Source organism: Nitrincola alkalisediminis (assembly GCF_009821115.1).
Classification (GTDB): Bacteria; Pseudomonadota; Gammaproteobacteria; order Pseudomonadales; family Balneatricaceae; genus Nitrincola; species Nitrincola alkalisediminis.
The window spans coordinates 18,336-42,980 of sequence record NZ_VYTY01000017.1 but is presented as its reverse complement, the minus strand read 5'-3'; the positions used below and the strand labels follow the sequence as shown (position 1 = coordinate 42,980).

The following is a 24,645-nucleotide window of genomic DNA, read 5'->3' as shown; positions in this document are numbered from 1 at the left end:
TAACGTACATCAAGGCCTATCCACCAGATGAGCGGAATGATACCCCGCTGACTGCAACCTGGCCATCAAGGAGTCCAGAGAATCTCCGATGTTAAAAGGCCCTATTTTAACACGGTACACCGAACCATTGGCGGTTTGTGCCGGATAAATCCCGACAGGAACACCCGCAGATAAATTACTGACCTGCGTTTGCGCACGCTTAGCCGCCACCTCAGTTGAGAAGGCGCCAATTTGCAAATAGCGGCGATCTAATGACACTACGGGGGATGCCGTCCTCACTTGCGTACGGATTTCCTGTGTCTGAGAAGGTGCAGGCTTAGCGGCTGCGATGTTGTCAGACCAAGAAGGCTCTATCACAATAGCTTCTACTTCCACACGCCCTGTACCGTTGCGAAGGATATCCAACTGATACGCCGCCGCATAGGATAAGTCAATAATCCGCCCTTCATGGAAAGGACCACGGTCATTAATTCGAACAATCACCGATCGCCCATTATCAAGATTTGTAACCCGTGCAAATGTTGGTAAAGGAAGACTCTTATGTGCAGCCGTCATTTCATACATATCATAGACTTCGCCGTTCGACGTCAAGTGGCCATGAAACTTCAAACCGTACCAAGAGGCTCCTCCTTGTTCTTTATATCCTTTCGCACTGGGCAGGATATGATAGGTTTGCCCAAAAACCTCATAGGGTGAACGGTTTCCACCGCGACTCAAAGGCTCATAGCGCGGCACTGCATTGGGCACCTTACTCACATCAGGTGGGTTAATCGGTGCTTTATCATGCTGCATTGAATAGCGACCCGCATTGGTTTGCGGTTTCACTTCAGGTTTTTTTTGCGGTGTTTGCACAGTACTTTTAGACGAGCATCCTGCCAAAAAACTCAATACGACGCAGGAAATAATTCCAGCTCGCAACAGCTTAAAACATGACATTTGATCTCCTAATGCCTGCGTAATTGTGGATGAGAATAGATGGACATTAAAATGCCAAACCCTGCCATTAAAGTAACGATTGAGGTTCCACCGTAGCTAACCATCGGCAAAGGCACCCCTACGACAGGCATCAACCCTGTCACCATTCCAACATTAACTAAAACATAAATAAAAAAGGTAAGTGTAATACTGCCCGCCAACAAACGCGAAAAACTGTCTTGTGCTCGCACAGCAATCAGCAACCCGCGCAAAATAATTAACAGATAAATACACATGAGCACGACGATACCTCGCATGCCCAGCTCTTCGCCAATCACGGCAATAATGAAGTCTGTGTGTGATTCCGGCAAAAAGTTCAATTGCGATTGAGTTCCCTGCATCCACCCCTTACCCGACAACCCACCCGAACCTATCGCCGTTTTCGATTGAATGATGTTCCAACCCGCGCCCAGTGGATCGCTTTCTGGATTTATAAAGGTCATCACACGCTGCTTTTGATACTCCTTCATAAAGCTCCATAAAACAGGCAATGCAGCGCCAGCGGCCCCTAGCGCTAGGAACACATAGCGCCAATAGACACCGGAAAGCAAAATTACGAAGATCCCCGATGCCGCTATTAAGAAGCTGGTCCCAAGATCAGGCTGCTTCATGATTAGCAGCATCGGAACCGCCAGTAAAACCAAGGATACCAACAGCCTAACCAACGTTGGCGGTAAACTCTGCCGAACAATATACGCGGCGAGCGTCATAGGGAGCACAAGTTTCATCAACTCGGATGGCTGAAATCTAAACCCTGGCAAGGCTATCCAACGCTGAGCCCCTTTGGCTTGCACACCAAACAAAAGCACGGCAACGAGTAACGCCACCCCAGCGACATAAAGCCAAGGCGCGACGCGCATAAACACTTTTGGGTTAATCTGAGCCAAAAAAATCATCAGCAAAAAACCAGCCCCCATGCGCACCGCTTGACGTTCGACATAGGTGATGTCTTGGCCCGATGCACTGTACAGGACGTAGAGTCCAAAGCCGCAGAGTACACATAATAAAAGCAACATCCAAGCATCTAAGCAGGTATAGCTCCATAGACTTTTGGATCGCTGAAAGTGCGCTTTTGCCCCCGGCATTGTCCGCTGAAAATCACGATGGCTCATGGCATTTCGCCCTCATCATCCAGTGTATAGTTCCCTGACAACCATGCATCCATTACTTTTCGCGCAATCGGTGCCGCCACGCTAGAGCCCCCACCGCCATTTTCAACCACAACCGCCACTGCAATTTCTGGATTCTCAACTGGCGCAAAGCCTATAAACAACGCGTGATCATGAAAACGTGCGTCTATTTTGCTGGCATCGTAGCGAGCATCCTGCGCGATCCCAATCACCTGCGCGGTTCCGGTTTTACCTGCCATTTTGTACGTCATTCCTTGACCAACACGCCGTGCCGTTCCGGTTGGACCGTGCACTACATCAACCATTCCTTGGATAATGGGCCCCCAAAGATCTGGATTTTTAACATCGACATCGGCAGGAACAGGGTGTTGAGTGACGAGATCCGGTAAAGTTAAGCGCTCTTCCCCCTCATTCGTCTCATCGATCACGCCCATCAAAACGCGCGGCTGAACCCAGCGCCCTCGATTGGCTAAAACCGCTGTAGCAATGGCCAATTGCAAAGGTGTTGCCACCATATAGCCTTGCCCTATGCTCATATTGATCGAATCACCTGGATACCAAGGCTCATTCATCGTGGCACGCTTCCAGTCACGTGTTGGCAAAACACCCCGAATGGCCTCGGGCGTATCCACCGCTGTGATTTCACCAAAGCCAAACATGCGCATGTAATGTGCCATGGGTTCATTCCCCATGCGATGCCCTACGTCATAAAACCAAGTATCGACTGACTGAGCAATTGCCAAATTCATATTCACACGACCATGCCCACCCCGACGCCAATCCCGATAACGACGCCCGCCCTGAGTAACTTGATAGTAACCGGGATCCCAAATGGTATAATCCGCTCGCACGGTGTTGCTGTCGATTGCCGCCATTGCCATGATGGGTTTTATGGTCGAACCTGGCGGATACCCACCTCTGACCGCTCGGTTAAATAACGGCAGATCAGGCGAGTCTCTTAACTCGTTATAATCGGCATTCGATATTCCGGTAACAAACAAGTTGGGATCATAGGCGGGGGTGCTGACAAGTGCCAAGATGCCACCGGTTTCAGGATCGATAGCCACCACTGATGCCTTCCAGCCCTGCAGCACTTTTTCGGTAAATTGCTGCAGCTGAATGTCTAAACTTAGTTTTAAATCAACACCGGGTTTAGGATCTTCATGTTCCAGAATACGCAATACACGACCACGCGCGTTGGTTTCTACCTTTTGAAAACCGACTTCACCGTGGAGAATCGGCTCATAAAAGCGCTCAATACCGAGCTTTCCAATATAATCCGTCCCAGCATACTTAGCGGTGTCTATGCGCTCAAGATCTCGTTCATTAATTCGCCCAACATACCCCAGCACATGCGCCAAGGACTCTCCAAACGGATAAAAGCGAATTAAATCAGCCTCGACCTGAACCCCAGGTAAACGGTGATAATTGACAGAAATACGGGCAATTTCTTCTTCCGTTAAACGAAAGCGTAAGGGCACGGTTTCATAAGGACGCCGACGCTGCTGCAGCCTCTGCCTAAAGCGTTCCACATCACGCTCGGCAATATCAATCAACTCCGATAGCGTTTCGAGCGTCTCATCCATGTTCGAAATTTCTTCTCGAAGCAACGTCACGCTAAAGGTAGGCTGATTGTCCGCTAACAGAATGCCGTTTCGGTCGTAGATTAAACCTCGCCTGGGTGCAACGGGTTGCAGCTGTATACGGTTTCGATCTGAAATGGCCGTATAACGTTCATATTCGACCACTTGCAAAAAATAAACACGACCGATTAAAACTGAAAATAAAATCAGGACAATCAGAAACGCCAAAATCACTCTTCGAGTAAATGTACGACTTTCTTTGCTGGATTGATTAAACGTATCGTTAGAATACATGGCAGCCGATTATTTGTGGTATGGGTGACCTTGGAGGAGCGTCCAAGCACGGTACAACTGCTCAGCTAAAACGATGCGAACCAGAGGATGAGGCAATGTCAGTGCGGATAAGGACCATTTCTGGTGCGCAGCCGCTATACAACGCGCATCAAGTCCATCAGGACCTCCGATCAACAAACACACATTACAGCCATTCATTCGCCACCCCTCTGCTTGTTCAGCAAGGGTTTCCGTCGACCAGCTTTTGCCCTCCACCACTAACGCCACCACGTGCTCATTTTTACCAATGGCTGCGAGGATAGCATCGCCTTCTGCTTTCATGGCACGAGCAATATCGGCCCCTTTGCCTCGATAGCCAGGGGAAATCTCATGCAGTTCAATCTGAAAATCAGAGGGCAGGCGTTTGCTGTACTCAGCAAACCCCTTTTCAACCCAATCTGGCATTTTCGTGCCCACAGCAAGAATGCGTAACTTCATCAGCCTGTAACCGGCTCATCATCCGTATGGCGCCACAAGCGCTCTAAATCGTAGAATGCACGCGCATCTGGCATCATCACATGAACCACAACATCTCCTAAATCAACCAGTATCCAATCACCGGAGTTTTGCCCTTCTGACCCGAGTGGCTTAACGCCTGCTTTTTTGATCTTTTCCATCACATCATTGGCTATAGAGATCACATGGCGCTTAGAAGTTCCGCTCACGATCATCATATAATCGGTAACACTTGATTTACCCTGTACATCTAAGAGGACATAATCCTTTGCTTTCATGTCTTCCAGGATGGTTTGCACTTCTTTAATTAATTGCTCAGTTTGCATTGCGAGTCTGTTTGCCTCATTTAAAGCCATAAAGCTTATTTTGTTTAATGTATTCCCACACTTGATCTGGCAGCAAAAAACGGGGTGTTTGGCCGAGTTGTATCAAGTGACGAATCTGTGTTGCTGATATCCCCAAGGGTGTTAATTCATGAATGAATACATGACCATAGGCGCTATCTTTCAATTTTTGTGCATTATTTACTTGATGCGCACGTGTGTAGTGATCCATTATGGCATCTGGTCGGTAATCATACCCAGGCCTTGCCACAGCTATGATATGACAGAGTGACAGAAAAGTATCCCATCCTTGCCAAGTTGGTAGCGTTAAATACGCATCCATTCCAACAACCATAATAATCGATCGCTCACTTCCCAGCTCCTCACGATACGACTGCAAGGTTTTGAGCGTATAGGATGGCGTATCTGAACTGACTTCTCGATCATCGACCGACAAACGCCACGCATCGCGAGCCGCAAGCCTGACCATTTCCAGCCTATGTTGAGCGGGGCAGACATCATAATGTTTATGGACGGGTTGTCCAGAGGGCACTAAGCAAACTTGTTCACAACCTAACCACTGCTGCAGTTCAAGCGCCGAACGCAGATGTCCATTGTGGATGGGATCAAAAGTCCCACCCATGAACACAAAAGGATTCTGATCAATCTTCACTCAGACGCGTACCTGACCATCACCCAAAACGATGTACTTTTCTGATGTGAGCCCTTCAAGACCAACAGGTCCGCGAGCGTGTATTTTATCGGTGGAAATGCCAATTTCCGCCCCTAAACCATACTCAAAGCCATCGGCAAAGCGCGTTGATGCATTCACCATGACTGAGCTTGAGTCAACATCACGTAAAAACGCACGCGCATCCGTGTAGTTTTCAGTAATAATTGCATCGGTATGGTGTGAACCATACTGGTTAATATGGACGATTGCCTCATCCATGGACGCAACGATCCGAATCGCCAACACTGGCGCTAAATACTCTGTCGCCCAATCCTCTTCCGTCGCAGGCAGAATGCAGGGCAAGTGATTCAACGTACGCGAGCAGCCTCTAAGCTCAACCCCTGCGGCTTGATAACGTTCGGCTAACTCAGACAACACCTCGGATGCAATCGATTCATGAACCAATAAGGTTTCCATGGTATTGCACGTACCATAGCGATGGGTTTTTGCATTAATTGCAATATTGATGGCTTTGATTTTATCGGCAGCTTTGTCGATATACACATGACAAATACCATCCAAGTGCTTAATCACAGGCACTCGGGCTTCGTTTGCAATACGCTCAATCAAGCCTTTGCCGCCACGTGGAACAATGACATCCACATACTCAGGCATAGTGATGAGATGGCCCACCGCTTCTCGATCTGGAGTCTCAACAACCTGAATGACTTCAAGGGGTAATCCGGCCACCTCTAGGCCTTGTCGAACACAACGCGCAATTGCCAGGTTGGAGTTGACCGACTCAGAGCCACCACGAAGAATCGCCGCGTTACCTGATTTTAAGCAGAGACTGGCCGCTTCTACCGTCACATTAGGACGAGATTCATAAATAATCCCAATCACCCCCAGCGGCACACGCATTTTACCTACTTGAATCCCAGAGGGCCGGTAGTTCATACCTGTGATCCCCCCGATCGGGTCTGGCAATGCCGCCACCTGATTCAAGCCTTCGATCATGCCATCAATACGAGCCGGCGTCAGTGCTAAACGATCCAGCATGGCGGCATCCAGTCCTTTTTCACGACCAGCCATTAAATCTTTTTCATTGGCGCTCATCAACTCAGCACGTGCTTCATCAATCGCTTTTGCCATTGCAAACAATGCTTTGTTTTTTTGCTGCGTATCTGCTTTTGCAATCAGACGTGAGGCATGGCGTGCCTTTTGCCCCAAATCTATCATGTATGCTTGAGTATTCATGCGATGTACTTTCCCGTTTTATCTCGCTGCCGATACCGCATTATAACCTGCTATTCAACGGGGGTCATTCTAGGAATCATCTTCTCTGACAGGTGTGACTGAAGTAAGGTAACTGGTATCATATTTACTCTTACAAGTTGATCTCTTATTGCGGATTAAGCATCACATGAGCACCGTAGACTCAGACAAGGAAACACCCAAAGGTAACAGCAGCTTTAGAGCCCTGTTTGTCACCGCTATTATTATGCTTGCAGGCATTGTTCTTACCGCTATTTTGTTAAAAACAGATAGCCAACTCATGTCTGAGCGTAATGCATCAGAATTAAGCCAGTCATTGGCGCGCAGTGCCGGGGTCTTAATCCAACCCTTTTTGCTGAATGATGATCGCGTCAGCCTCAACTATATTTTGAACGAACTCAGTTCACAGCCGATGGTGACAGGGATGGAACTCACTGACCCATCCGGTTTGCGGCTCGGGATGGCGGGAGACGCCCAAGGGGCGGTGTTCAGTGTTGAGCTAACAGGTGCCAATGAAATACTTGGCAAGCTGAGTATCTGGAGTGATGTAACGCCTATACACGCCATCATTGAGCGCCAACACAAACTCATGCTCGCAGGGGCAGCGGGTACTTTTTTGTTGACGCTGTTTTCCTTGTGGTTAAGCATCTCAAGCCGTCCTGAGCGCGCGGTTAACCGTGTGAAGGAAACCAAAAGCCGTTTTGATGCAGCCCTTAGCAATGCCATGAAAGAGCAAAATCAGAGCGATAGCTTGCCTGAAATCAATTTAGATGAATTACTGCGTGCACCTGTTGATCTAAAATCAGATGCGATCCCACAAGCGGCATTCAGTAAGACTGATACACTTCCTGAAAGAGCAGCAGAAACAGTGCCTGAGCGGATGCCGGAAAGAGCCACGGAAAGGGCAACTGAACCCCTTTCTGAAAGAGCCTATAACAGCGCACCTGTTCAGACACCGGTTGAAAGACCCCATAATAGTACCCCTCTACAGGCGCCGACTGAAAAACCCCATTACAGTTCGCCTCTAGAGACACCAACTGAAAGACACCATTACAGCACATCTGCACAGGTCCCGACTGAGCCAACGCAACGAGCGCAAGAAGCACCCATTCAGGCTCATGACCGCCACCCGCCTAGTCATTTAACACCTGCGGATACCCGTCAAGTCTTTGCCGATGTCAACGAATATGCAACCAGTGCCCGACCTCTCGCAGACTCAATACGTCGATCTCAGACCAAACAGACTCCACCACAACGAGCGAGATTTGTAGAGGATGAGATCCCATCCATCTCAACGCATTTAGACGATGCACCTGAGCCACCCTTACTCTACCCACATCATAACGAAGCTACGTCTTCGAATATGGGAATGCGCGCCTCGCACAAGCAAGAGCTCAATGATCATGAACTCGTCTCGCTGCTCAAGCCTGAGCCAAAGCATCGTGTGATTCCAGAATTTAATCCTAAGGTCGCCATGTTGCACACTCATGAGCATTTCCAACGCGGCTCGGATCCTGATGATGGCTTTGAATTAGAAGAAAGCTTTGGCAGAGCCATACGCGATGATGAGGATGAGCCTCACTTTTCGATGCCAAACAACCCTCTCAGTGCAAGCCGAGAAGAGACCACGCCTAATATTTATGCATTTGAGCAAGATCTTGAACTTGTATTAGATGCTAAAGAAGCTGCCTATTTGATGCTAATCGACACCACCAGCGCTCATGCTGAATACGTTGATGAAGAAGAGCGCGCGCAGCTCATCGGCGCCTACCAAGAGCTGGCCAACTCCGTTGCCGCCATCTATAACGCCGAAGTGTCCGAGTGTAAAAATGGTGATTTGCTTCTGCACTTTGACGAAGCCCAAGAGGATGACACGCACGGTGTAAATGCAGTGTGCGCAGCAATGCTCTTTACGCATTTATACAAGCACTATAATCAGAGTCGGATTCGGTATTTCCAGCCAGTCATGAACCTCCATATGGCACTTGTCCGAGGGCGTCATGACAAGCAAGACCGTCTACTCGAAGAAGCCCGCTTTTTAACACGCAACACACATAGCAATGATTTAATCAGTCACACCGCGCTCACGGAAGCACCAGAGCTAAAGCGGTCGTTATTAGATGGGGCCAATATCCGTCGTGAAAACGAAGATAAGGTATTGATTTTGCAAGTTGGAACTTCGTATCACGATCTACTTGAAAAACAGGCTAAGCACTTATTAAGTAAGCTTGTATAAACAACTCTCCGGCCACCACCGACGCAATACAGAATCGGTGGTGGCGGGAAAAACACTTCCAGATTACTCGCTACTGCTCTCTGGCTCTTTGTCAGACGCGTCTTGAATCACCATTAAACTATCCACACGCTGATAGCCTCTGGGTAATTTATTGCCACGACGACCGCGCTCGCCTTGATAATGCTGCAGATCCTCACCTTTCAGCTTAAGATGCTGACGCCCTGCATTTACCACGAGCGTTGCATCGACAGGCAATACCGTTAATGCAACGAGCAACTCTTCACCTGAACTGGCTTTCGCCGAAGGAATATTTAAGATCTTATTGCCTTTCCCTTTCGCCAATTCAGGCAATTCAGACACAGGAAACACCAGCATACGCCCTTCGTTCGTCACCGCCGCCAACAGATCCGACTCAGGCTGCTTCACCACCACAGGCGGCAGTACTTTCGCATTGGTCGGCAAACTGAGTGCGGCTTTACCGTTCTTCGTTTTGCTGGTCAAATCTGAGACACGAGTCACAAAACCATACCCTGCATCTGAAGCTAACAAGACACGCTCCGCCTCCGATGCACATAGTAGGGCATCGATACTGGCGCCTTTTGGCAAGGTCAGCTTACCCGTCACTGGCTCTCCTTGACCTCGTGCGGATGGCAGTGTGTGCGTATCCAGCGTATAACTGCGACCCGTCGAATCCAACAACAGGGTGGGCTGATTCATACGCCCTGCGCAGGCCAATTTAAATCCATCTCCAGACTTATAGCTGAGTCCCGACGCATCAATATCATGGCCTCTCGCTGCTCGAATCCAGCCTTGCTTTGATAAAACGACCGTCACCGGATCGGATGACAACAGGTCTTTTTCGCTAAAGGCTTGTGCCTCCTCACGCTCAACCAAAGGCGAGCGACGTGCATCACCGAACTCAACCGCCGCTTCTTCAATTTCTTTACGAATCAACTGACGCATCAACTCAGACGAACCCAAGGTATCCTCAAGGTATTTGCGTTCAGCCGCCAGCTCATCTTGTTCGGAACGAATTTTAAACTCTTCCAAACGTGCCAAATGACGGAGTTTTAAATCCAGAATCGCATCGGCTTGGATCTCTGAAATGCCAAAACGAGCGACCATTTCTTGCTTAGGATTGTCTTCTTCCCGAATAATCCGAATGACTTCGTCGATATTCAGGTACGCAACTAACAAACCTTCTAAAATATGCAAACGGTCCAATACTTTTTGCAAGCGATGCTGCAATCGACGCCGCACCACTTCGGTACGCCAGCCTAGCCACTCAATCAAGATCTTACGCAGATCTTTGACTTGCGGACGACCGTCCACGCCAATCATATTCATATTAACGCGATAACTGCGCTCAAGATCGGTGGAAGCGAACAAGTGTGCCATCAACTGCTCGGCATCAACTCGATTTGAGCGTGGAATGATGACCAAACGTGTTGGATTTTCGTGATCCGACTCATCACGCAAATCACTGACCATCGGCAACTTTTTTTGCTGCATTTGCGCTGCAATTTGCTCAAGTACTTTCGCGCCCGATACTTGGTAGGGTAATGCCGTAATAACAATATCACCGTCTTCACGCGTATACACAGCACGCATTTTGACAGAGCCACGCCCCGTCTCGTAGAGCTTGCGCAACTCGGCTTTCGGCGTAATGATTTCGGCTTCTGTTGGCATATCCGGTGCTAAAACAAACTGAGATAGATCCGTGACACTGGCCTCTGGAAAATCCAGCAAATGAATACAGGCACTCGCCACTTCGCGCAGGTTGTGCGGTGGAATATCCGTGGCCATACCAACCGCGATCCCCGTCCCACCATTCAAGAGAATGTTCGGTAAGCGAGCGGGTAGCACCTCAGGCTCATCTAGGGTACCGTCAAAATTGGGCTGCCAATTCACCGTTCCCAATCCCAACTCTTTCAGCAATACCTCAGCGTAAGGCGCTAAGCGCGATTCCGTGTAACGCATTGCGGCAAAGGACTTAGGATCGTCTGGCGATCCCCAGTTGCCTTGCCCATCGACAAGAGGGTAGCGGTAACTAAACGGCTGTGCCATCAGCACCATGGCTTCATAACAGGCTGAATCGCCGTGCGGATGAAACTTACCTAAGACATCACCCACGGTACGCGCTGACTTTTTATATTTTGCGGTGGCTTTAAGTCCCAGCTCAGACATGGCGTAGACAATTCGCCGTTGAACAGGCTTCATGCCATCGCCAATATGGGGCAATGCACGATCCAAAATCACGTACATCGAATAGTCCAGATAGGCTTTTTCGCTAAAATTTCGTAAGGGTAAACGCTCAGTTTCACCGTTGAAAGTGGTTTCAATCGCCATTAATAATTCCGATCAGTGCAAATTTTTTCCGTAAAAATCAATAAAGAGGCTTCACAATTACAACCCTGATACCATAATAAAGGTATTCACCCAATTGAGGAAAGATCATGGCTGTTACAAATAATCGTTTATTGCTCGAACTTGAAAAGTATCGTCGTGAAATAAATCGCGAGATTATTAATCCCGTCATTCCAGAGCTGAGCCTTGAAGACCTCAAACCGTTGTTGTCCATGGTAGCGCATACCCGTGCCGCTTACATCAGCGAGCTGCTCGATATCGCCAGTTTATCACCGAACAGCGTTCCCTCCGCCGATCAAATCAAACAACTTCGCAATTGCCGTGAAACCTTTGATGAGCTGGTTGCGGCAGTCAATGCGCTGGAAACGGTGATTCAGCGCGACTATCTTGATGTCAAAACTACGCAGCGCAACTCATGATGCCCCGCCTACTCAATGCAGTTTGTCTCTCGCTCTTGCTGGCGAGCCTGCCAATCGGGGCACAATGGCTAGCCCCCGAGCATCAATCTCATCCATTGGTGGGGCAACTTTGGTACAGCGCGGATAATCAGTTTACCGATCTTGATGAGCTGATTGATCGCCTGCCGCCTGGCAGCTGGTTGCTCGTGGGTGAACTACACGACAACCCTGACCATCATCAACTTCAAACCCAACTGATCGAAGCGCTTGCCGCGCAATCACGCTTAGGCAGCGTTGCGTTTGAAATGGCCACCTCTGAAATACAACCCGAACTCGACACTTGGCTAGGTCGAGGACAGGACGTCACACCTGAGGACTTGGGGTGGAATCAAGGCTGGGGATGGAGTCGTTACGAAGCACAAGTACGCGCGGCTCTGGATCATGCAGGTAGAGTCGTGGGGGCCGACTTACCCAGAGACGCACAACGCAAGGCCTATCAAACAGGCTCACCGGAAGGCATCCTGGATCATGCGCATAGCGAGTTCATGAAAGCGCTTCTGTTTAGCAGTCATTGCGAACAGCTTCCACGAGAACACCTCGATAATATGCTGCAGGTCCAACTGGCTCGGGATCAACATATGGCGCAACGCTTGGCCCAGTATCGCGACAAAGACAAGGTCAATGTGTTCATTGCGGGAGCGATTCATGCTCATCGTGACCTTGGGGTGCCTAGATGGATGCATGCCTCGATACCTGTTAAGGTGGTATTGCTCAGTGCGTTGAGTGAGTCCACAACGGCTCAAACCTATTTGCCTGTACCCTATCCGGGATTTCCCCTCGCTCAACTAAGTGCTGATATCCTTTGGTTTACACCCGCCAATACACCTCAAGACTATTGCGCGGCTTTTAAATAACGGAGTGTATCGAGCGATGATGAACCACTTAGCAAGAGGGTTTACCCCCTCCTCGTTTATTGTGCGCAGTTTGGTCGGCGGCCTATTCTGGTGGATCATCAGTGAAGGAGACGCCTCAAGTTGGATGATTGGCCTTCCAAGCGTGTTGATTTGCAGCCTAGTCAGCCTGCGAGTCTATCCACCCTCGCCTTATCGAATACACCCTCTTGGACTGCTCAGGTTTGCTGGTTACTTTCTCTATGCATCCCTGATTGCAGGTATCGATATCGCTCGACGCACATTGGATCGACGGCTTCCGGTATGCTCTTGCATGACCGACTTTACAACCCAGCTCACCGGATTGCCCTTATGGCTGTTTATGATCACCATGAGTCTCTTGCCAGGAACTCTCAGCGTCAGAACGACTCAAAAAGGCTTGAAAATTCACTGTTTAGATACGCCAGATAAAATTCAGCCCGAGCTTCTTCGTTTAGAAAACCATATAGCGCGTGCCTTTTCATTAACACAACCGCCTCATTAAGGGTTACAAAATGAACAGTCTGTACTCCGTAACACTGGTAATTTTGCTCATCTCATTATTGATGGGTGTGTTTCGGATTTGGCGTGGGCCCAGAATGGCAGATCGCATCATGGCCGCTCAACTCACGGGCTCTACTGGCGTTGCCGTGTTACTGATTTTTGCTGAGTTGCAAAACCAACCCGCAGCACGCGACACAGCCTTAGTTCTGGCCTTACTCGCCATGCTCGTCGCCATTGCGTTCGTCGGACGTGTTTGGGGATTCAGTCAAGAAAAAAAGGACTCCTAGTATGAGCTTACTGGCAATACTGCAGAGTTTTTTGTTGATTGCGGGCGCCCTCATGTTTTGCATCGGCTCACTGGGACTGATTCGTTTTCCTGATACCTACACACGCATTCATGCTTTGACCAAGGCCGATAACCTTGGGTTAGGTCTCATTGTGTTGGCACTGATTCTGAATGTCGAATCAGTCGCGCTGGCCCTAAAACTGCTTTTGATTTGGGGACTGGTCATGATTGCAAGCGCCCTGAGTGGCCATTTGGTCGCATGGGAAGCGGATGAACAGTGCATTCCCTTGTGCCAACCCGGTGAAACTGAACGTCACTTGGAGTCAGAAGATGAATGAACTGATCGACTTGACGCTCGTTTGCATCCTTCTTGGCTTAGCAAGCCTCAGTTTATTTACCCAAAGCCTGTTTCGCGCGGTCATGTTCTTTATTTTATTGGGGCTGATTCTCGCACTGGTGTGGATACGCTTAGATGCACCCGACATTGCCTTAGCCGAAGCCGCGATTGGAGCTGGCATTACGGGCATTTTGCTATTGGATGCTCTCGCACATTTGCGCGCGACCTCGAACACCCCGCCGCAATTGCGACAGTTGAAACAACCACGTTTTTGGCTTGCGCTTATTTCTGGGGCAGGCGTCATACTTCTGCTCGCATTGGCCATCAGCGAACCCTTGGCCCCGGCCGTTGCGCTTGATCTGCAGGTCAGCGAGAATCTCACAAACTCAGGGGTCACCCACCCAATTACAGCCATACTGCTCAACTTCCGCAGTTACGACACATTGCTGGAAGTGGCTGTGTTAGTGCTAGCTGCGTTAGTGGCCGTTACTCTGCGGCAGTCCGATGAGCACCCCGTCGTTAACGAATATTTGCCGAACCCCTTGCTTCATGCCTGCTTAAAACTGTTTTTCCCCATGATCTTTTTGGTCAGTATGTACTTACTCTGGGCCGGTGCAGCACAACCTGGTGGTGCCTTCCAAGCCGGTGCCGTATTAGCCGCAGCATTCGTCTTGTTTTATTTGGTCGGTCTTAAAACTCAACTCGCTCAGAATGACATCTATCTTAAAGGGGGCTGGATCTTTGGTCTGGCCCTCTTTGTGCTGGTGGGCAGCATGCCGCTATTGTATGGCCAACCCTTCTTAACCTACCCAGACTCACAGGCTGGCATCTTCATTTTATTGATCGAACTTGGCCTAACGCTTTCAATTGGATGGATTTTATTTAGTATGTTTCTTCTGTCTCAAAGCTCACCGCTTCAAAAGAAGGATTCGCCATGAGCAGTTATTTGATATTCGCATATGGAGGCGTCGGTTTGTGCGGTATTGGTGTGTTCGGCTTCATATTGCACACGCATTTGTTACGACGCCTGATCGCCTTTAATTTACTGGGCAGTGGCACATTTTTGATTCTCGTTGGACTGTCCCAAAGTGGCCGTGGAGAAGCGGATTACATTCCGCAAGCCTTAGTGCTCACCGGAATTGTCGTGGCCGTTGCCGCAACCGCTTTAGCACTGGTCTTAATTCGACGCTGGGCAGCGTTGACCCAGCACGCCACACTTCCTGAAGATCAGGGGCCTTCATAATGGTCCACTTTCCTATGGCTGGACTCGTCGTGTTTCCTCTGTTAGGCGCCTTGGTGTCGCTGGCACTGTCGCAGCGCTGGCGTACCCTGATGTCATTTGCCCTCATTCTAGCCTTGCTGCTAAATAACGCCCTGTTGCTCCTTCAATTTTACAGCCAAGGCATGTTTAACGAAGCCATGGGTAACTGGCCAGCGCCATTGGGTATTGAACTCAGAATCGATGGCCTTGCCCTCATCTTTTCATTAATGAGTGCCATTGTTGCCAGCATCTGTGCACTTTATGCCTATGTGTATCTGCGTCCAGCACAGCTGAAATTATTCTGGCCATTTTTCTGGTTTCTCTGGGTGGCGCTGAACAGCATATGGCTCAGTTCAGACCTCTTTAATTTATACGTGGGCTTAGAACTTTTAAGTTTAGCAGCCGTTGGCCTGGTTGCACTCAGTCGAGACGCTCTTTCCTTGGCCGCAGCCCTCCGCTATTTATTTGCGGCACTCTTGGGTTCAATCGGTTACCTGCTGGGGGTTGCACTGCTCTACGCCACTTACGGAACCTTGTCGTTAGTGGAGTTAAGCCAGCACTTTTCACTGACGCTTTCCTCCTCTGTGGCCTTGGGCTTCATGTTTATCGGTTTACTGATGAAAACTGCCGTATTTCCGATGCACAGCTGGCTTCCGCCTGCCCATGGCGGGGCATTAACGCCCGTCAGCGCCTTACTGTCCGCCTTAGTCATCAAAGCCTCTTTTTACATCGTTTTACGCTTGTGGACAGAACTCTCCTTGGATTCTGCCCCCACAAGTGCTGGTCTGTTGATGGGTATTTTAGGCAGCGCGGCCATATTGTGGGGAGGATGGATGGCATTGCATCAAACCCATCTTAAGTTAGTGGTCGCTTACTCAACTCTGGCACAGATTGGCTATTTCATGCTGATTTTTCCATTGCTCTCCGACACTAATCCTCATGCCAGCCACTTGGCCTTTCAAGGGGGGATATTAATGTTACTTGCCCATGCGCTGGCAAAAGCAGGGATGTTTCTGGCTGCAGGTAATTTACTCTTCTGCACTGGGCAAAAGGATCTTCACTCCCTCGCTGGGTTAAGTCGCTACCGTCCCTTGAATATCTTTGCATTTGGTTTAGCAGGCGTCAGTATCATGGGGCTGCCACCGAGCGGTGGTTTCAATGGCAAATGGCTCATCATTCAAAGTGCGATGCTACAGTCCCAATGGCAGTGGGTTCTTGTGATCCTACTCGGCAGCCTTCTCTCAGCCGCCTACATTTTTCGTGTTTTTTCATATACCTACCAAGAGGTTGAAGGCGGCGACCGGTTTAAACAACCCTCTCCCCTTCTTGAATGGTCGGCACTGAGTTTATCGGTGTTAAGTATTTTGCTCGGGTTTGCATCGATGCTTGTGCTGGATTTGCTGCCATCACACTCAGTGGTGACACAATGAACATTATGAGTTTGTTACCACTCTGGGTCCTAATGACATCTTTTTTAGCTGCGATTGTCATTTTTTTGTTACCAGAAGAGCGGCACCGGCTGCGCTCGACCATTAATATTGGTGCGGCGATCATCAAAATAGGGCTCATCATCCTGCTCATTCGCCTTGTAGCACAACAGGAGACACCTGAGGTGTCCTTAGAGGTCCTTCCAGGGCTCTCCTTAGTGCTCAGAGCCGATGCACTGGCGATGCTGTTCGCGGGGCTATCCTCTATTCTGTGGTTGTGCACCACCCTCTACGCGATTGGGTATCTGGAAAACGCCCCCAACCGCAGTCGGTTTTTCGGCTATTTTAGTCTGTGTGTCGCCAGCACGATGGGGATTTCGCTTGCGGGTAATCTATTCACTTTTCTTATTTTTTATGAACTCCTGACTCTGTCAACCTACCCCCTTGTCGTCCATCGCGGCACCCCCCAGTCCCTGAAAGCGGGGCGAACCTACCTTGCCTACACACTCAGTGGCGGGGTCGTGTTGCTCGTGGGGGTTGCCTTATTTTATGCTTTTGCCGGTGATTTGGCGTTTGGTCAGACTGCACAAATGGCTGAATTCACCCACACGTCTCCCATCGCCAGCGCCATTATTTTTCTTCTGCTGATTGGCGGCATGGCCGTGAAAGCCGCCTTGTTTCCTTTCCACGGTTGGTTACCCACCGCCATGGTTGCACCCGCTCCAGTCAGCGCGCTGCTACATGCGGTTGCGGTGGTCAAAGCAGGGGCTTTTGGCATTATTCGGGTTGTCTACGATGTTTTTGGCATCGAATTGGCGTGGCAACAAGGCTATCTTTTACCTTTAAGTCTGATAGCCAGCTTTACGATTTTATATGGCTCATGGCGAGCCTTGCAGCAAACCGACATCAAAAAACGCTTGGCTTTCTCAACCGTCAGCCAAGTCTCCTACATTATCTTGGGGGTCACACTGATCGGGCCCCTTGGCACCATTGGAGGACTGGTTCACCTTTTACACCAAGGTCTGATGAAAGTGACCCTGTTTTTTTGTGCCGGCAACTATGCCGAAACCTTGGGGATTCACAAAATACACGAACTCAATGGCACAGGAAAACGCATGCCCATGACCAGCGCAGCGTTTACGCTTGGGGCACTGGGCATGATCGGCATCCCCCCCGTCGCGGGTTTTATCAGCAAATGGTATCTCGGCACAGGTGCCCTAGCGGCAGGAATGGATTGGGTCATTTGGGTGCTGATTGGCAGCAGCCTCTTAAATGCTGCGTATTTTTTACCTGTGCTCTATCGTATCTGGTTTTTGCCCCAGCAGGGGCAATGGCCCCATGAGTCCTTTACGCAATGGCGTGATACCATTCCCTTACTGCTCATTCCAGCCTTAATTACCGCCGCATTAAGTGTAGCGGCCGGTTTGTTTGCAGGCTCAGATCTCAGCCCACTGAGCTGGGCGCGACTCATTGTCATTCGGGAGTACCAACCATGACGTTTTTTCAGTTCTGGCTGCTATTCACCCCTTGTCTGCCTTTGATATTGCTATTGGCATTTTTACATCCTGCTGGCCGAGCCATGATCCCCTTCTTGGCCATGTTAGCGCCACTGCCTGCACTCTTGCTAAGCTTTATGCCCAGTCAAAGCATAGAACTCTCGTCATTGTTTTTGGGCAGTCTGTGGGGAACCGATGTCACCCATAACGTGTTCCTGCGCTTTACCGCCTTATTGTGGATCTTTTCAGCCTGTTTTGGTCTTGGCTACTTAAAACGTGATCAACATGCGAACCGCTTTTGGCTGCTCTGGCTCATGACCCTCACAGGAAACCTCGGCTTGCTCATCAGCCAAGATATTGTCAGCTTTTATACGTTTTTTGCATTGATGACCTTCTCCGCTTATGGCCTGGTCATTCATACCCGGCAAGACAATGCCTTATTTGCTGGACGCATCTACCTAGTGATGGCCGTTGTCGGTGAAATGCTCATTCTGGCTGGATTATTTTTAACCAGTGCGGCCTCTGCCCATTCCACACTTATTTTTGCGGAACTCAAAACCCATTTACCTCAGGCCGAAAATCTATGGCTTCCCTTAACCTGTCTACTGCTGGGCTTTGGTGTTAAAGCGGGGTTGCCTTTTTTACATATGTGGTTGCCCTTAGCCCATCCGGTTGCCCCCACGCCAGCCAGTGCGGTTTTAAGTGGCGCGATGATCAAAGCAGGGTTGTTTGCGTGGCTCTCCATCTTGCCATTCGGCCTGGTCGCCTTGCCTACAATGGGACTGATTATGATATTCGTCGGGCTGTTGGCTGCCTTCGTTGCCGGGGGTATAGGGTTCTTACAAACTCTGCCCAAAGCCGTTCTTGCCTATTCAAGCATCAGTCAAATGGGCTTGATGACCTGCGCCTTGGGTGCGGCACTCATCCTTCCAGAGATGTGGCATTTTTTGCTGCCCACACTGCTCGTCTTTGCCTTTCATCATGCCATTGCTAAAGGCGCTTTATTTTTATCCGTTGGCCTTAAAGATCACTACCGCGGCGTATCCTTCTTTATCATTGTACTCGGTGTTTTAGTGCCAGCCTTGTCGCTGATCGGTGTGTTTGGCAGCGGTATTCAAGCGAAACTCGCCCTCAAAGGTGTTTTAGAGCAAGACAGTCTGCCTAGTTGGTTGCTGCCCAGTATTACGTTAAGTGCTATGGCTACCACCTTACTCATGTTTCGTTTTCTGAGTCTGATGTGGAAAAACAAAAGCCCGACGCCTTCTGCGTTGCCACTTAGCATGAACCTGGGATGGGCAGGCTTAGTGATCATCTGCGGTCTGGGGCCAAGCGTGCTCATCCCTGAGCTGGATCTACCGTCGGGATTGTCTCAATGGTCAGCCTATCCCAGCCTGCTTCTAGTGCCTGGGCTCACACTGATTGCTGTGTATTTTTTGGGGGCCTATCCGCGTTTTCAAATACCCGCTGGAGACATCATTTACCCGTTAATTAAACTAAAAGAGGTCTGCACAACGCAACTGGATCGACTTACACCACACAAGGCTGTTGGTGTTGAAGAACAAGCAACGAAACCCAGTTTTTCACTGCCGACGTTAATAACACTTAACCAAGCCGAAAAAACCATACAAAGCTACTTATCTGCTTTTTTTGGGCTGTTAACGCTGGTCTTAATTGTGTCGCTTTACGCCTTACGCTGATATCAACGCAAGGCATTCAAACCTTAGGGTTGTGACGTGTGTGCAAATTGTGCCAAGAGTGCTTCGATTAACGCGTACATGGCAGATACCTCTACCACAAACTCGTATCCGGCTGCGCCATCGCTTAATGGGACCGCAATGGGCGGTGGGGGTAAGAAATCCTGAGACGTATTCAGTAAAACCAACAATTTATCCTGATACAGGCTGGCTTGAAAATCGATACAGTTAAAGACGTTAGCGAGTTGCTGTAAACGCTGCATAACGGCAGGAGTCAAGCTTCGCGCTACACCCTAGAGCGTGGCACCGTCGGCAGATCGCGATTGGGGTGTTGCCGAACAATCTGGTTGCGCCCTGCCGCTTTGGCTAGATAAAGACGCTCATCCGCTAAGCGTAGCAACCGATCAGGCCCGGTTTCATCAAGCTCTGGAGTTTCTGAAGCCACCCCAATACTCAGTGTGATTCGATCACTGCAATTTGAGTAGGCATGAGGCAAATTCAGTTTGGAAATACTTTCCTGTATCCGGCAAGCCAGCTTACAGGCTCCCTGCAAATCAGTCCCAGGTAAGATACACACAAACTCCTCTCCGCCATAACGGGCAACCAGATCATCAGGTCTAGTGACTGTCGACAGCATTGCAATGGCTACTTTCTGCAAACACTCATCTCCAGCTGCATGGCCGTAATTGTCATTAAAGGGCTTAAAGTAGTCGATATCCATAAAAATCAGGGCTATGGGTTGTTGCTGCTCTCGGGCCTCTTGCCATAGCTGACCGAGTCGCGTATCAAAGTGACGTCGATTGGCTAAACCAGTTAACCCATCAATACTCGACAGCGTGTGCAAGAGATCACGTTGATCCAAGCCGTCTTGAAAGGCCCTCAATAGTTGATCAAGCCCTTTAACCAAATGATCCAGTTCATCCCCTTTATTGTATTTAAGGTGTGGACGGTGCCATTTTCCAGGCTCTTCAGGATTGACGGTTTGCAGTGCATTATAAACACGTAACAGTGGACCCGTTATCAAAAACGCAAACACCCAGACCATGAGCAAGACGATCCCAAGTGTCTTTAACAAACTTAATGAGAAGATGAGTAGGCTGCGTTGAGAAAAGGCCTGCCCCAATACTTGCTGTGCCAATATCAGCTCAAGCTCTCCGACCATTCGTCCTGTGTCATTCACATGCGCCAGATATTCCAGCGGTTTTTGGTAATGCAAAATATCACCGAACAAGTATTGGTATAAAAGATTGTTGGTCTCTTCTACATCCCCAAGGCTATACATGACTCGACCAAAATCGTCTCGCAACTCCACTTTAGCGACCGTTTCGCCCGAATAAAGACCCGACACCACCTGCTCGGCCAGCTCTGGATTAAGCTGAAAAGCGGCCTCTGCTGCACTGGCACCCACCAGTTTAAGCATTTGTTGAGTTTGGCTCTGCACCTCAGCTCGCATGTTGCGAAGATCAATGATGAGCTCGATTGAGCCCGTAATAAAACTAAGCATCAGTCCAGCCAGCAGAGTAGCCAGAGCCTGCTTACTGGTTAAACTGCGGCGTCGGGAAACCTTATTCGTGCGTTTCATTCCTTCATCTCGTTGTACTGATTTAAGCTTAGCGCCTCACCCTCCTGTTGCAAAAGTATATCTAGAGTGGTTTGCATTTTTTGGTGTAGATCAGATGAAAGGGACCTGTTGCACGCTAGATAGAGCGGAACCTCATTAAACACAAACAGTTTTTTTAACGAAACGCTGTGTCGATCAGCTAAGTAATTCGCGGCCGCAACACCCGTGATCCAAACATCAATTAAATCCGCATTCAAACGATCAAGGTTCTCGTGATCTGCGGTTGCCAGAATCAAATTGTGGCCTTGATCCTGTACATAACGTCCAACTGCATCTTCACGGAAACTACCTAAACGCAATCCAGACAAGTCATCCAGACCGCTAGCTTCAATAGATGAAGAGGCCAAAGAAAAAGCTGCCCACTGATTGCTCACCAAAGGGCCAATCCATTTAAACAGAGGTTCTCGTTCATGCGTGCGAGTGGCTGAATACACACAGGTGTTTTCACGCATCTCGGCTTCAGTAATGGCACGAGCCCACGGCAATAACTGAAACTCCGCTTCAAGCCCGCTATGCTCGATAAGACGTTTCAGCAACTGAGTTGCCGTTCCCCATATTTCACCTTTTTCATTAAGGTAATTGTAGGGAGGGTACTCTTCTGTCACAAATTTAAGCGATGGCACCTCAGCGCTCGCTTTATTCACAGCCGTTTGCAACTTGGCTGTCAGTTCAGGATCTGTCTTGGGATTGAGGGCAAAATAAAGATAGGCTTCATTGAGGATGTACACGTCCTCAAACGCGTTCCGATCATACCCGTGGGTGTCCATCAGCCAATACGCCACATCTTCACTGTACGCCCACATATCAACACGATTGGCCTCCAACATCGCCAATGCCGTTGTATTATTGAGCGCCGTGATGATACGCGACGGATCCACCCCTAACTCTCGTAATCGCTGGGCGCCTATGTCCTCATGGATAACGGCGATCCTCAGATTAGATTGATTGAGTGCATCTATACTGTCAATCTGAATGGCACTCGATTTACGTGCCATCAGCACTACTCGATCAGCCGAGATCGGGCCCACCCAATGAAATAATTCTTCACGTGCACTTGTGCGCGTCGTCGAAAACAGAACACTGTTTGGGGTATTGAGTACGGTTTCATAACCGCGCGCCCAAGGCAAAATCTCGACACTACCTCGATCCAGCTGTCGACCCTCAAATGCGAATGCACGCTCAAGAAGCTCTAAAGCGATGCCCTGCAACTTACCATTTTGTACATAGTTATAGGGCGGATACTCTTCTGTTATGAATCTGAGCTTATCTAGACCAGCCTGCACGTGTGTTGGCAAAGCGAGGATCAGAAGGAGTAAAAGCAACCAGTTACGCATAGGTCATCCATACCTGTATTAATATACCTAACGATTAACAACGTTTTGACTCTATTATATTTGTATGTTAACTAGAGTCTTTTGTAGGTTTTGTTTAGAAAATACAGAATAGAGCAACGATATACAAGCCGTACTGCAACTTGTATTGGATTGATTCTGTTTAAATTAGGTGTAATCACTACCCACTTGGCCTTCGTTTTTTTGTAACCAGCAGGCCCTAGACTCCAAATGAATATCCTTGACACTTTTGGGATCAAAGCGGGTATCGAGTGATGCCACCGCTATCGAAACCCAATCTGGAAACTTTTTGCTGCCACTCCACTCAATGTTCGAGCCACAGATACTACAGAATTTTCGAACAACCCCCTCTGATGAGTAATAAGACGTGAGCTGTTCTTGACCCGACACATACTCCAAATCAGCTTTTGGAAGGCTTGCATAGGTAGCAAATGCAGCACCATGTTGTTTTTGGCACATTCTACAATGGCAGTTGGATACCGCTTTAGGCTCAGTCCGTAAACGGAATGAAACGGCCCCACACAAACAGCTCCCCTTATGCATGTTGACTCCTACAGTTAAGTTAACAACTCTATAAAAAACCCGAGCATCAATGATCTTTCACATGACACAGCAGCACCTGCATTGCTATCTTCTCGATAGCCTCCTCTGGCAAACAATGATATACCCGCTGCCTGAAGTACACTACTCTGCTCCCTGTTTAAGCCCTATAAAAATGCTTGACCGCAGCGACTTTCCTCTCAAAATTCCAACATGGGTCGGAAGCTATACTGGTGCTGTCGTGCTGGCCCGCTCTACGGATTTAATTGCAACCGTTCCAGCCAAACACACGCAGAGCTTTCGCAAGGATATGCATAGCTTTGTATTGCCCTTCACCGCTCCAGATATTGCCATTTCAATGTTTTGGCACCCGAGAATGAATGCTGATCAAGCTCACCGTTGGCTAAGGGAAACCATCCTTAAAATCGGTGAGCACCTGTAATATCAAGCTTAGAAGTGCGACTACCTCAATAACGATTGATTCACCCTCGCTGCAAAGCAATGGGTAATCAGTGTCCCATATTCTTCCAAGCAAACACCGACGCCAGAATCACAATACCGATCGCCGCACCAAAGTATAACGTCTCGATCGTGCCACCAACCTCCACCGCCTGTTCAAGAAACAGAATAATCAGGATCACAACGGCGACCCGAGCTAACGTGACCTTGAGGTCATGAAAACTTTTAATATCTAGAATTTCCAAGAACTTACTGTCCCCAATCGAGATAGGACGAATGAACAAACGGTACAGGCTCACTGAGATAATCTGAAAGGTAATTGCAATCAGCAAGAGATCCAATAATTTGAGAAGCCTAACTGCGAGATTCTTGCCCGAATCCGACGATGCCGGAAGGTTTTGCACAGAATCCAATACAATATTGAAGATAATATTTAATGAAGAGGCATACAGGAGAAAGCACGATACTGCACTAATAAAGACGGCGACCAGCACAAGAAACCGACTGCTTCTAAAAACCCTCTCGATCATGATTCCTCCAGACAGCCTAACAGTACCCAATATACTTATTTGGGTGAATGCAAGCCAAGTCTATTCCCTTCAGTATCTAGAAAGCAATGCGAAGAAACCACTTTCATCTGCATGGGGTGTTTTGGATACAAGTATTTTTCCGCCACTGTCCTCTACTTTGGATAGGACGACTTGTAGATCTTCACCTGCATTTAAATACAGTGTTAGACCAGAACTGGAGGGCACATAACCTTCACCTTGAACAATCACCCCCACCGTAGATTGCCCCTCATAGGGGAACAGACCCATATTCATCTCTGGAAGATCAACTCTTTCAATGGTTAAATTAAAAATGCTACTGTAGAATTTTACGGCACGATTTAAATCTGTTGCGGGTATCTCAAAAATCGATGCAAAACTATGCATAGTATTCTCCTTATTGCTTTACGTGTGACAACGCGTACATTGAGTCAACAACACA

At 48.8% G+C, this 24,645-nt stretch carries 26 protein-coding genes; 12 read left to right on the top strand and 14 right to left on the bottom strand.

All coding sequences use genetic code 11. The features are described from left to right. Window positions 1–9: 9 nt before the first annotated feature. From F5971_RS17720 to F5971_RS17690, 7 genes are read right to left on the bottom strand one after another with little or no spacing between them, the layout of a single operon-like run. Window positions 10–936 carry a septal ring lytic transglycosylase RlpA family protein gene (locus F5971_RS17720; protein WP_036512499.1) on the bottom strand — a complete coding sequence of 309 codons (927 nt, stop codon included), beginning with the start codon at window positions 934–936 and terminating at the stop codon, window positions 10–12. 8 nt (window positions 937–944) lie between these two features. After that, window positions 945–2,087 carry a rod shape-determining protein RodA gene (rodA, locus tag F5971_RS17715; RefSeq protein ID WP_193496430.1) on the bottom strand — a complete coding sequence of 381 codons (1,143 nt, stop codon included), beginning with the start codon at window positions 2,085–2,087 and terminating at the stop codon, window positions 945–947. Then, entirely contained in the window at window positions 2,084–3,982 is a 1,899-nt protein-coding gene (gene mrdA / locus F5971_RS17710; RefSeq protein ID WP_193496428.1) for a penicillin-binding protein 2, read from the bottom strand. The genes rodA and mrdA overlap by 4 nt, the downstream gene beginning before the upstream one ends. Before the next feature lie 9 nt (window positions 3,983–3,991). Beyond that, window positions 3,992–4,459 (bottom strand): 23S rRNA (pseudouridine(1915)-N(3))-methyltransferase RlmH, encoded by a 468-nt coding sequence (rlmH, locus tag F5971_RS17705; protein ID WP_193496425.1) that lies wholly within the window; start codon window positions 4,457–4,459, stop codon window positions 3,992–3,994. Continuing rightward, on the bottom strand, window positions 4,459–4,803 hold the full coding sequence (gene rsfS, locus F5971_RS17700; protein WP_036512653.1) for a ribosome silencing factor: 345 nt from the start codon (window positions 4,801–4,803) through the stop codon (window positions 4,459–4,461). The genes rlmH and rsfS overlap by 1 nt, the downstream gene beginning before the upstream one ends. Before the next feature lie 16 nt (window positions 4,804–4,819). Then, a complete protein-coding gene (nadD, locus tag F5971_RS17695) occupies window positions 4,820–5,473 on the bottom strand; it encodes a nicotinate-nucleotide adenylyltransferase (RefSeq protein ID WP_237748646.1) in 654 nt (217 codons plus the stop codon). Beyond that, complete coding sequence (locus F5971_RS17690) at window positions 5,474–6,730, bottom strand: glutamate-5-semialdehyde dehydrogenase (RefSeq protein WP_193496423.1); 1,257 nt, start codon at window positions 6,728–6,730, stop codon at window positions 5,474–5,476. Between the two features lie 166 nt (window positions 6,731–6,896). Between F5971_RS17690 and F5971_RS17685 the strand changes: the two genes are divergently transcribed. Then, window positions 6,897–8,984 (top strand): hypothetical protein, encoded by a 2,088-nt coding sequence (locus F5971_RS17685; RefSeq protein ID WP_051514524.1) that lies wholly within the window; start codon window positions 6,897–6,899, stop codon window positions 8,982–8,984. Between the two features lie 63 nt (window positions 8,985–9,047). Here F5971_RS17685 and parC read toward each other — a convergent pair whose 3' ends face one another. Continuing rightward, window positions 9,048–11,333, bottom strand: coding sequence for a DNA topoisomerase IV subunit A (gene parC / locus F5971_RS17680; RefSeq protein WP_193496421.1), 2,286 nt, complete (start codon window positions 11,331–11,333; stop codon window positions 9,048–9,050). A 107-nt stretch (window positions 11,334–11,440) separates the two neighbouring features. Between parC and F5971_RS17675 the strand changes: the two genes are divergently transcribed. Genes F5971_RS17675 through F5971_RS17630 form a run of 10 tightly spaced genes read left to right on the top strand, consistent with a single transcriptional unit; the run spans window position 11,441 to window position 19,686 of the window. Next, the gene (locus F5971_RS17675) at window positions 11,441–11,770 is read left to right on the top strand and encodes a hypothetical protein (RefSeq protein ID WP_036512494.1); all 330 of its coding nucleotides are present in this window, start codon (window positions 11,441–11,443) and stop codon (window positions 11,768–11,770) included. Next, window positions 11,767–12,663 (top strand): ChaN family lipoprotein, encoded by an 897-nt coding sequence (locus F5971_RS17670; protein ID WP_193496419.1) that lies wholly within the window; start codon window positions 11,767–11,769, stop codon window positions 12,661–12,663. Before F5971_RS17675 ends, F5971_RS17670 begins: the two co-directional genes overlap by 4 nt. A gap of 16 nt (window positions 12,664–12,679) precedes the next feature. Continuing rightward, the gene (locus F5971_RS17665; protein ID WP_051514523.1) at window positions 12,680–13,183 is read left to right on the top strand and encodes a Na+/H+ antiporter subunit E; all 504 of its coding nucleotides are present in this window, start codon (window positions 12,680–12,682) and stop codon (window positions 13,181–13,183) included. 10 nt (window positions 13,184–13,193) lie between these two features. Further along, window positions 13,194–13,469: an MrpF/PhaF family protein gene (locus F5971_RS17660; protein ID WP_036512488.1), complete on the top strand. Its 276-nt coding sequence runs from the start codon at window positions 13,194–13,196 to the stop codon at window positions 13,467–13,469. Window position 13,470: 1 nt separating this feature from the next. Beyond that, complete coding sequence (locus F5971_RS17655) at window positions 13,471–13,806, top strand: cation:proton antiporter (protein WP_193496417.1); 336 nt, start codon at window positions 13,471–13,473, stop codon at window positions 13,804–13,806. Continuing rightward, on the top strand, window positions 13,799–14,743 hold the full coding sequence (locus F5971_RS17650) for an MnhB domain-containing protein (protein ID WP_193496415.1): 945 nt from the start codon (window positions 13,799–13,801) through the stop codon (window positions 14,741–14,743). The genes F5971_RS17655 and F5971_RS17650 overlap by 8 nt, the downstream gene beginning before the upstream one ends. After that, window positions 14,740–15,048: an NADH-quinone oxidoreductase subunit K gene (locus F5971_RS17645; protein ID WP_193496413.1), complete on the top strand. Its 309-nt coding sequence runs from the start codon at window positions 14,740–14,742 to the stop codon at window positions 15,046–15,048. Before F5971_RS17650 ends, F5971_RS17645 begins: the two co-directional genes overlap by 4 nt. Further along, the gene (locus tag F5971_RS17640; RefSeq protein ID WP_223116360.1) at window positions 15,048–16,496 is read left to right on the top strand and encodes a complex I subunit 5 family protein; all 1,449 of its coding nucleotides are present in this window, start codon (window positions 15,048–15,050) and stop codon (window positions 16,494–16,496) included. The genes F5971_RS17645 and F5971_RS17640 overlap by 1 nt, the downstream gene beginning before the upstream one ends. After that, window positions 16,493–17,989: a complex I subunit 5 family protein gene (locus F5971_RS17635; RefSeq protein WP_193496411.1), complete on the top strand. Its 1,497-nt coding sequence runs from the start codon at window positions 16,493–16,495 to the stop codon at window positions 17,987–17,989. Before F5971_RS17640 ends, F5971_RS17635 begins: the two co-directional genes overlap by 4 nt. Then, on the top strand, window positions 17,986–19,686 hold the full coding sequence (locus tag F5971_RS17630) for a complex I subunit 5 family protein (protein WP_193496409.1): 1,701 nt from the start codon (window positions 17,986–17,988) through the stop codon (window positions 19,684–19,686). The genes F5971_RS17635 and F5971_RS17630 overlap by 4 nt, the downstream gene beginning before the upstream one ends. Before the next feature lie 23 nt (window positions 19,687–19,709). Here the strand turns inward: F5971_RS17630 and F5971_RS17625 are convergent, their stop codons facing one another. From F5971_RS17625 to F5971_RS17610, 4 genes are all read right to left on the bottom strand, one after another. Beyond that, complete coding sequence (locus F5971_RS17625) at window positions 19,710–19,961, bottom strand: DUF3137 domain-containing protein (protein WP_193496406.1); 252 nt, start codon at window positions 19,959–19,961, stop codon at window positions 19,710–19,712. Between the two features lie 8 nt (window positions 19,962–19,969). Continuing rightward, the gene (locus tag F5971_RS17620) at window positions 19,970–21,265 is read right to left on the bottom strand and encodes a GGDEF domain-containing protein (RefSeq protein ID WP_051514519.1); all 1,296 of its coding nucleotides are present in this window, start codon (window positions 21,263–21,265) and stop codon (window positions 19,970–19,972) included. Beyond that, complete coding sequence (locus F5971_RS17615) at window positions 21,262–22,638, bottom strand: substrate-binding periplasmic protein (RefSeq protein WP_193496404.1); 1,377 nt, start codon at window positions 22,636–22,638, stop codon at window positions 21,262–21,264. Before F5971_RS17615 ends, F5971_RS17620 begins: the two co-directional genes overlap by 4 nt. Before the next feature lie 165 nt (window positions 22,639–22,803). Next, window positions 22,804–23,199 carry a GFA family protein gene (locus F5971_RS17610; RefSeq protein ID WP_036512467.1) on the bottom strand — a complete coding sequence of 132 codons (396 nt, stop codon included), beginning with the start codon at window positions 23,197–23,199 and terminating at the stop codon, window positions 22,804–22,806. A gap of 61 nt (window positions 23,200–23,260) precedes the next feature. On the opposite strand from F5971_RS17610, the gene F5971_RS17605 reads away from it, so the two are divergent. After that, window positions 23,261–23,638 carry a type 2 periplasmic-binding domain-containing protein gene (locus F5971_RS17605; RefSeq protein WP_193496402.1) on the top strand — a complete coding sequence of 126 codons (378 nt, stop codon included), beginning with the start codon at window positions 23,261–23,263 and terminating at the stop codon, window positions 23,636–23,638. A gap of 67 nt (window positions 23,639–23,705) precedes the next feature. On the opposite strand, the gene F5971_RS17600 is transcribed toward F5971_RS17605, so the two are convergent. After that, complete coding sequence (locus F5971_RS17600; protein ID WP_036512462.1) at window positions 23,706–24,185, bottom strand: YqhA family protein; 480 nt, start codon at window positions 24,183–24,185, stop codon at window positions 23,706–23,708. Window positions 24,186–24,254: 69 nt separating this feature from the next. Beyond that, window positions 24,255–24,590: a VOC family protein gene (locus F5971_RS17595; RefSeq protein ID WP_223116359.1), complete on the bottom strand. Its 336-nt coding sequence runs from the start codon at window positions 24,588–24,590 to the stop codon at window positions 24,255–24,257. Window positions 24,591–24,645 lie beyond the last annotated feature (55 nt).